The organism is Pseudomonas laurylsulfativorans (genome assembly GCF_002906155.1).
In the GTDB taxonomy this organism is placed as follows: Bacteria; Pseudomonadota; Gammaproteobacteria; order Pseudomonadales; family Pseudomonadaceae; genus Aquipseudomonas; species Aquipseudomonas laurylsulfativorans.
Genome location: NZ_MUJK01000027.1, coordinates 1 through 1,522, shown reverse-complemented (window position 1 = coordinate 1,522; position 1,522 = coordinate 1). Strand labels below are relative to the sequence as shown.

Genomic DNA, 1,522 nt, shown 5'->3' with positions numbered 1-1,522 from the left:
GCCGCCAATTACAACGGCACCGTGCCGACCGTCACCTACACCGTCACCGACGGTTCCGGTACAGACGACACTTCGACCCTGAACATCAGCGTTACGCCGGTCGATGACAGCTTCACCGATGCCAACGAAACGGTCTCGACCCTGGAAGACACCGCCGTCACCGGCAGTGTCCTCACCGGTACCTCGAGCGTTGACGGTCCAGTCAGCGTGGTTAACTTCAGCATCGACGGTGTTGCTGGTACTTTCACCGCCGGCCAGACCGCGACCATCGCTAACGTCGGCACCTTGGTGATCGCCGCGAACGGGGCCTACACCTTCACCCCGGCCGCCAACTACAACGGCACCGTGCCGACCGTTACCTACACCGTCACCGACGGTTCCGGTACAGACGACACTTCGACCCTGACCATCAGCGTCACCCCGGTCGACGACAGCTTCACCGACGCCAACGAAAGCGTGACCACCGCCGAAGACACCGCCGTCACCGGCAGCGTCCTCACCGGCACCTCAAGCGTCGACGGCCCGGTCAGCGTGGTCAGCTTCACCATCGACGGTGTTGCTGGCACTTTCACCGCCGGCCAGACCGCAACCATCGCCAACGTCGGCACCCTGGTGATCGGCGCCAATGGCGCCTACACCTTCACGCCTGCCGCCAACTACAACGGCACCGTGCCGACCGTTACCTACACCGTCACCGATGGTTCCGGTACAGACGACACTTCGACCCTGAACATCAGCGTTACGCCGGTCAACGACAACTTCACCGACGCCAGCGAAACGGTCTCGACCCTGGAAGACACTGCCATCACCGGCAGTGTCCTCACTGGTACGAGCAGCGTTGACGGCCCGGTCAGCGTGGTGAGTTTCACCATCGACGGTGTTAGTGGCACTTTTACCGCCGGCCAGACCGCCACCATTGCCAACGTCGGCACCCTGGTGATCGGTGCCAACGGCGCCTACACCTTCACGCCGGCCGCCAATTACAACGGCACGGTGCCGACCGTTACCTACACCGTCACCGACGGCTCCGGTACAGACGACACCTCGACCCTGAACATCAGCGTCACCCCGGTCGACGACAGCTTCACCGACATCAGCGAAAACGTGACCACCGCTGAAGACACCGCCGTCACCGGTAGTGTGTTGACTGGCACCTCGAGCGTCGACGGTCCGGTCAGCGTGGTTAACTTCACCATCGACGGTGTTGCTGGCACTTTCACAGCGGGCCAGACCGCGACCATCGCCAACGTCGGCACCCTGGTGATCGCAGCGAATGGCGCCTATACCTTCACGCCGGCCGCCAATTACAACGGCACGGTGCCGACTGTCACCTACACCGTCACCGACGGTTCCGGTACAGACGACACCTCGACCCTGAACATCAGCGTCACCCCGGTCGACGACAGCTTCACCGACATCAGCGAAAGCGTGACCACCGCCGAAGACACCGCCGTCACCGGCAGCGTGTTGACCGGTACCTCAAGCGTCGATGGTCCAGTCAGCGTGGTGAGTTTCACCATCG

The 1,522-nt window shown here is 62.7% G+C and carries 1 protein-coding gene; it reads left to right on the top strand.

Annotation, left to right across the window (positions count from 1 at the left end):
- Nucleotides 1-1,522, top strand: a 1,522-nt coding sequence (locus B0D71_RS31090) for a beta strand repeat-containing protein (RefSeq protein WP_133160970.1), incomplete at both ends; no start/stop codon positions are given.